Genomic DNA, 6,237 nt, shown 5'->3' on the forward strand with positions numbered 1-6,237 from the left:
CGACCCCCGCGGACGCGGGCGGTCAGGAGCAGGCGGCCGGGGTGGGCGGGTTGCCGGCACCCGGCTTGTAGCCGGCCGGGCCCAGGTTGGCGTCGAGCGCCTTCTGCCACGAGCCGTCGCTGATCATCTTCTTGACCGCGTCGGTGATCTTCGTGCACATCGCGGTGTCGCCCTTCTTGAGGCCGATGCCGTAGTTCTCCTCTGAGAACGGCTTGCCGACGACCTTGAACTTGCCCTTGTACTGCTCCTGGGCGGCGTAGCCGGCCAGGATCGTGTCGTCGGTCGTCAGCGCGTCGATGTTGCCGGTCTGCAGGGCCGGGAGGCACTCGGAGTACGTGCCGAACTCCTGCAGCTGGACGCCGGGGTACTTGTCCTTGACCTTCTGGGCCGAGGTCGAGCCGGTGACCGAGCAGAGCTTCTTGCCGGTCAGGCTGTCGGGGCCCGTGATCGAGGTGTCGTCGGCGCGCACGAGGAGGTCCTGGCCGGCGATGAAGTACGGGCCGGCGAACGAGACCTCGTTCTTGCGCTTGTCGGTGATCGAGTAGGTGGCGACGACGAAGTCGACCTGACCACTCTTGATGAGCGTCTCGCGCTGTGCGCTCGGCGCCTGCACCCAGGTGATCTTGTCCTCGGAGGTGCCGAGCTCCTTCGCGACGTACTTGGCGACCTCGACGTCGAAGCCGCTGTACTCGGTGCCCTTCTTCAGGCCCATGCCGGGCTGGTCGAACTTGATGCCGATCTTCAGGCCGTTGTCCCCGCCGCCGCTGGCGCCGGGCTGACCCGAGCCGCAGGCGGCGAGCGAGACGGCCAGGGCCGTCGCCGCGAACGCCACGCCGATGCGTCGTGCCTTCATGTGAGTTCCTCCTGTTGTTGCCGGGTGGTGGCTGCGTGGCATGCCGGTGTGCATGCCGCTCCCGGTGTGTGTCGGGTCGTTCGGTCGGTGGGCCGGACGCCGGCGGGTCCGGTTGGGGGAGCCGGTGTAGCCGGTGGTGAGCGGGTGCTCGGCCGACGACGCGTCGGTACCTCCGACGGCGTCGGGTCGGGGTCAGTGGGTGAGGATCTTGCCGAGGAAGTCCCTGGCGCGCTCGCTCTTCGGGCTGGTGAAGAACTCCTCCGGCGTGCCGACCTCGACGATCTGCCCGTCGGACATGAAGACGACCCGGTCGGCGGCCTTGCGGGCGAAGCCCATCTCGTGGGTGACGACGATCATCGTCATGCCCTCCTTGGCCAGACCCACCATGACGTCGAGGACCTCGTTGACCATCTCGGGGTCGAGCGCCGAGGTGGGCTCGTCGAAGAGCATCACCTTGGGGCCCATGGCAAGAGAGCGCGCGATCGCGACACGCTGCTGCTGACCACCGGACAGCTGGGCGGGGTACTTGTCGGCCTGGGCCTCGACCCCGACGCGCTTGAGCAGCTCGCCGGCCTGCTGGTCGGCCTCGGACTTCGACTTCTTGCGCACCTTGACCGGCCCGAGGGTCACGTTGTCGCGGATCGTCTTGTGCGCGAAGAGGTTGAAGGACTGGAAGACCATGCCGACGTCGGCGCGCAGCTGGGCGAGGGGTTTGCCCTCCTCCGGCAGCGGCTTGCCGTCGATGGTGATGTTCCCCGACTCGAAGGTCTCGAGGCGGTTGATGGTGCGGCAGAGCGTCGACTTGCCCGAGCCCGACGGGCCCAGCACGACGACGACCTCGCCCTTGCCGACGGTGAGGTTGATGTCCCGGAGGACGTGGAGGTCACCGAAGTGCTTGTTGACGCCCTCGATGACGACCATGGGCTCGCGGTGGTCCGAGGCGTGTTCGGCGGACGCCTCGGCAGCAGGTTTCACGTCGTCCATCCGTGCAACCTATCGGCTCGGGTCCCCGGCAGGTACCCAGCGGGTCCCCGACGTGCCCGAATCGTGAGGTCGTCAGCGGTGCCCCGACGCGTGAGGCCCCGTCCTCGCGGACGGGGCCCCAGGCGACCCGAGCGGGTCGGGTGCGGGTGCCGGTTCCGGTGGCTCGGCCGGCCGGCTGGTCGGTCAGCTCGCCGGTGCGGCGGCCGTGGTCGTGGCCGGATCGCTGGCGCTGGCCGCGCTCGTCGCGATCTCGCCCACCGCCTTGGCGACCGCCGTGGCCGTCGCCGTCGCCGTCGCGACCGCCGTCTGCGTGGGCGTCGGCGTCGGGTCGGCCGGCGCCGCAGCGGCGGAGGTCGTCGTGTCGACGGGCGGGGTGGAGGTCGCCGGGGCCGGCGGCGTCGTCGGCGGCGGTGGCGGCGGCGGGGTCGTCGTCGTCGACGGAGCCGGCGGCGTCGTGGTGGTCGTCGTCGACGGAGCCGGCGTCGTCGTGCTCGTCGACGGGGCCGTGGTGGTCGTGGACGGCGTCGGCTTCGTCGTGGTCGGGACGGGCGTGCCGGTGGTCGTCGTCGGTGCAGGCGTGTTCGTCGTCGGCTTCGTGGCCGGCTTCGGCTTGGTCGGCGCGGGCGTGCCGGCCGCAGAGGCCGGGTCGACGTCCGAGAACGGCACGTCGCCGTCGGGGACCGTCTGCGCGGCCGTGGTCATCACGGAGCCGCCACCGGGGAAGTAGTTCGGCACCATGCCGTAGGACGAGGGCCCGGAGGTGGACGCCGGGAACCCGAGATAGGGCGCGGGGTCGACGTAGTGGTCGTTGACGATGACGTCGAAGTGCAGGTGGCAGCCCGTCGACCAGCCCGTCGTGCCGACGAGCCCGATGACCTGGCCCTGCCTGACGACGTCGCCCTCCTTGACGAGGAACTTCGACTGGTGCCCGTAGGCCGTCTTGAGAGTCGGCGTGTGCTGGATCATCGTCCGCAGACCCCACGAGTTCGAGACGCGTGCGTAGACGACCGTGCCCGACGCGGCGGCCCGGATCGGTGTGCCGCAGGCAGCCTGCAGGTCGATGCCCGTGTGGAACATGGGCCGGTGCAGCAGCGGGTGGATGCGCGGGCCGAAGCCGGACACCTCGATCCCGGGCACCGGGTGGATGAAGCCGGGCACCCCGGTGGCCACGGGTGCGGCCACGGCCAACGCGGCCAGGGGCGTCAGTCCCATCTCCGGAAAGGCCAGGCCTCCTCCGACGGCGTTCGACACGGCCATGCCGGTCGTGCTGGCGCCGCCGCCGAGTGCCGCGGCCGCGATGGCCGCGACCGTGCTGTCGTTGCCCGTGAGCGCGTCCCGCGCGCTCTGGACGCCGTCGACGGCAGTGTCGACGGCCGCGCGGTCACCTGCGGCGAGGACCACCGCGGCACGCGCGCCGTCGTCGGGCGTGCTCGCGCTGATGAACGGAAGAAGCGCGAAGACCATCGCCGATGCGGCGAACGGCACGAGCCGTCCGCTCATGCGCACCGTGACGACTCGCGGTTCACGTTGTGTCTCGTCCTGCACCTTAAGGCCACCCCCCTCGAGGCTGAGTTCGTCAGGCAGGGCACTGGCCATGCCTCGACCCTAACCACCCGTTGCGCCCCCCGCAGCCGGTGGTCTCGATGTCGACCACCATAGGTGGACAGGCCGGACAGCGGGCCGTTCTCGCCGAACTCCACAACAACCGGTGACGTATGGGGCGGATGTGGCTGATGCCACGAATGCTCCGTACCGGCTGCGGTCCCGGGGCGCGTCAGGCGGAACCCTGGGGCGTGGTCGAGCCGGGAGATCCGTCGGTGGGCTCGGTCGGCTCGGGCAGCGTCGGGGCGTCGGTGGGGTAGAGGCCGGCCGCGAACCCGAAGACCTGGTCGCCGCCGCGGGGGATCTGCGCGAACTCGCGTGCCAGCTGCTGGACCCGGGTCCAGAACTCGCGGGCGTGCTCGAGCGGGATCCGGGCGTGCGTCAGGGTGCAGCGCAGCTCGTCGGCCGCATGGGCGGCCGCCGCCTCGGCCGCGGCCTCGGCCAGGCCGTTGATCCCGGCGGCGAGCTGTTGGTCCTCCGGCCTTCCGAGCGCGCCGACGTAGAGCGTCCGCGCGACGCGTCCGTAGAAGCGCTCCTCGATGGCCCGGACGCGTCGGGTGCGGACGACGCGGAGCAGGCCGGCGTCGACGAGCTGGGCGACGTGGTAGGCGACGGTGCTCTTGGGCCGGTCGACCGCGGCGGCCAGCTCGGTCACCGTGGCCGCGCGTTCGAGGAGGAGCTCGAGCAGGCTGGCGCGCAGCGGGTCGGCCAGGGCGCGCAGCTGCTCCGGGGCGGTGATGACGAGCAGCTCGTCGAGGTCGTAGTCGGGGATGCGCGGCGCGGCGTCGTCCGGCGTTGCCGACGGGGACCCATCATTGACCGACATCACTCGATCATTCTACTCTTGTGGATCATTCCGAATACTCCGATCGACGAGGGGCCAACCATGGCAGAGATCATCCTGTTCCACCACGTCCAGGGGCTCACCGACGGCGTCCGCGCCTTCGCAGAGTCGCTCCGTGCCGATGGTCGGCACACCGTGCACACGCCCGACCTCTTCGACGGCGTCGTCGCCTCCAGCATCGACGACGGTTTCGCGCACATGAAGTCCATCGGCGACGAGGAGCTGGACAGCCGCGTCGCCGCGGCCCTCGCGCCGCTGCCGGAGTCCGTCGTCTACGCCGGCATCTCCTTCGGCGTCGGCCGGGCCCAGCAGCTCGCGCAGACGCGGGCCGGCGCGCGCGGCGCCCTCCTCTACGAGGCCTGCTTCCCGGTCACGGGGGAGTGGGCCTTCGGGCCCTGGCCGGACGGTGTCCCGGTGCAGGTGCACGGGATGGAGCAGGACCCGTTCTTCGGGCTCGAGGGCGACGTCGACGCCGCCCGCGAGCTGGTGCAGCTCGCCGGCGCCGACACCGCCGAGCTGTTCGTGTACCCCGGCGAGCAGCACCTGTTCACCGACGCGTCGCTACCGTCGTACGACGCCGACGCCACCGCTCTGGTGCTCGAGCGCTCCCTGGCGCTGCTGGACCGCCTCGGCTGACACTGCCCGATCGCCGATCGCCACGTGATGGGGCCGGTCTGAACGGCCTTCGGCGTCCTGTCGTCCTCGTCTGGGGAACATCTCCCCACCCACGTCGGCAGGAGTGTGACATGCACCGGATCTCCCGTACCGCCTCGTTCGTCGCTGGTCTCGTCCTCGGAGTCGGCGCGCTCGCCGCCACGGCGAGCGCGTCCGCGGACAGCGGCGGCGTCCCCCGCAGCGACATCCTCCGAGCCCCGCTGCAGGGCAGCCAGCTGTCCGACCCGCCGCTGTTCGGGCTCACCCGCGGAGGGGCGCCGTGGGTCATCTCGGAGGGGACCGCAAGGCTGCGCGCGAACGGTGACCTGCGCGTCGAGGTCGAGGGACTCGTCATCCCGACCAGCGGCGTCAACCCCCTGCCGCGGTTGTCGGCCACAGTGGCGTGCAACGGCGTCGCGCTACCGCCCACGGCCACCGTCCCCTTCTCCTCGACGGGCGATGCGGTGGTCGAGGCGCGCGTGACGCTCCCGTCGCGGTGCCTGGCGCCGGCGGTGCTGCTCAACCCGAACGGCAACGCCGCCGTGTACATCGCGGCGACGGGCCGCTGAGCCGTTCGGCGGGAGGCCAGCTCGCCTCGAGCGCGTGGTCTCCCGCCGAGCCCGGCCGGCTCGTCATTTCAACCCTTAAGGATGAGTGGGGCGCCGACCCGCGCGGCTAGCGTCGAGACACGGGCAGGTCGACAGGCCGTGCCGGTCAGAGGGAAGGGGAGGGATCGATGTCGAGTCAACCTTCATCGACCAAGATGGTGTGGGCCGAGGGCCTCACGCTCGCAGGCGCCTCGCTGCTCGTCATGGTCGGCATCTTCCAGGCCCTGCAGGGCCTCGCCGCCATCATCAACGACCAGCGCTTCGTCGTCACGGGCAGCTACATCTACAAGTTCGACACGACGACGTGGGGCTGGATCCACATGGTCCTCGGCCTGCTCGCCATCGGGCTGGGCGTGGCCATGATCATGGGGCAGAGCTGGTCGTTCGTCGTGGGCATCATCGTCGCGATCCTGTCGGCCGTCTCGCAGTTCATGTGGCTGCCGTACTACCCCGTGTGGGCGATCGTCATCATCGCCCTCGACGTCGCCATCGTCTGGGCCCTCGTCGCCCGGCTCCGCGGACCTCGGACGATCTGAGCTCCGGGTCGTCGGCGACCTGCCGCGCCACCGTGAGGGGCGCAAGCGCGCAGGTCGCCGACGTGCGCGTCGGCTCTGCTTCGGTACTCGACCACTGGTGGGGGCACCCCGGGGGTGGACAACGCGAGCGTGAACGCGTCACACACCGGCTGCATC

The 6,237-nt window shown here is 71.0% G+C and carries 7 protein-coding genes; 3 read left to right on the forward strand and 4 right to left on the reverse strand.

Annotated features, from left to right (window positions below):
- Positions 1–22: 22 nt before the first annotated feature.
- The 4 genes from RY076_RS08500 to RY076_RS08515 all read right to left on the reverse strand — a co-directional run bounded on the left by RY076_RS08500 (position 23) and on the right by RY076_RS08515 (position 4,265).
- Positions 23–853, reverse strand: a complete 831-nt coding sequence (locus RY076_RS08500; protein WP_323097170.1) for a glutamate ABC transporter substrate-binding protein — start codon at positions 851–853, stop codon at positions 23–25.
- Between the two features lie 192 nt (positions 854–1,045).
- Positions 1,046–1,774 carry an amino acid ABC transporter ATP-binding protein gene (locus RY076_RS08505; RefSeq protein WP_323097213.1) on the reverse strand — a complete coding sequence of 243 codons (729 nt, stop codon included), beginning with the start codon at positions 1,772–1,774 and terminating at the stop codon, positions 1,046–1,048.
- A gap of 246 nt (positions 1,775–2,020) precedes the next feature.
- Positions 2,021–3,337, reverse strand: coding sequence for a M23 family metallopeptidase (locus RY076_RS08510; protein ID WP_323097171.1), 1,317 nt, complete (start codon positions 3,335–3,337; stop codon positions 2,021–2,023).
- A 274-nt stretch (positions 3,338–3,611) separates the two neighbouring features.
- Positions 3,612–4,265 (reverse strand): ArsR family transcriptional regulator, encoded by a 654-nt coding sequence (locus tag RY076_RS08515; RefSeq protein ID WP_323097172.1) that lies wholly within the window; start codon positions 4,263–4,265, stop codon positions 3,612–3,614.
- 60 nt (positions 4,266–4,325) lie between these two features.
- Between RY076_RS08515 and RY076_RS08520 the strand changes: the two genes are divergently transcribed.
- The 3 genes from RY076_RS08520 to RY076_RS08530 all read left to right on the forward strand — a co-directional run bounded on the left by RY076_RS08520 (position 4,326) and on the right by RY076_RS08530 (position 6,081).
- Positions 4,326–4,919, forward strand: a complete 594-nt coding sequence (locus RY076_RS08520) for a dienelactone hydrolase family protein (RefSeq protein ID WP_323097173.1) — start codon at positions 4,326–4,328, stop codon at positions 4,917–4,919.
- A 110-nt stretch (positions 4,920–5,029) separates the two neighbouring features.
- Positions 5,030–5,506: a hypothetical protein gene (locus RY076_RS08525; RefSeq protein WP_323097174.1), complete on the forward strand. Its 477-nt coding sequence runs from the start codon at positions 5,030–5,032 to the stop codon at positions 5,504–5,506.
- Between the two features lie 167 nt (positions 5,507–5,673).
- Positions 5,674–6,081, forward strand: a complete 408-nt coding sequence (locus RY076_RS08530) for a DUF7144 family membrane protein (RefSeq protein ID WP_323097175.1) — start codon at positions 5,674–5,676, stop codon at positions 6,079–6,081.
- The last annotated feature ends 156 nt before the right edge of the window (positions 6,082–6,237 follow it).

The sequence above is a fragment of the Intrasporangium zincisolvens genome (assembly GCF_034724055.1).
Lineage (GTDB): Bacteria > Actinomycetota > Actinomycetes > Actinomycetales > Dermatophilaceae > Monashia > Monashia zincisolvens.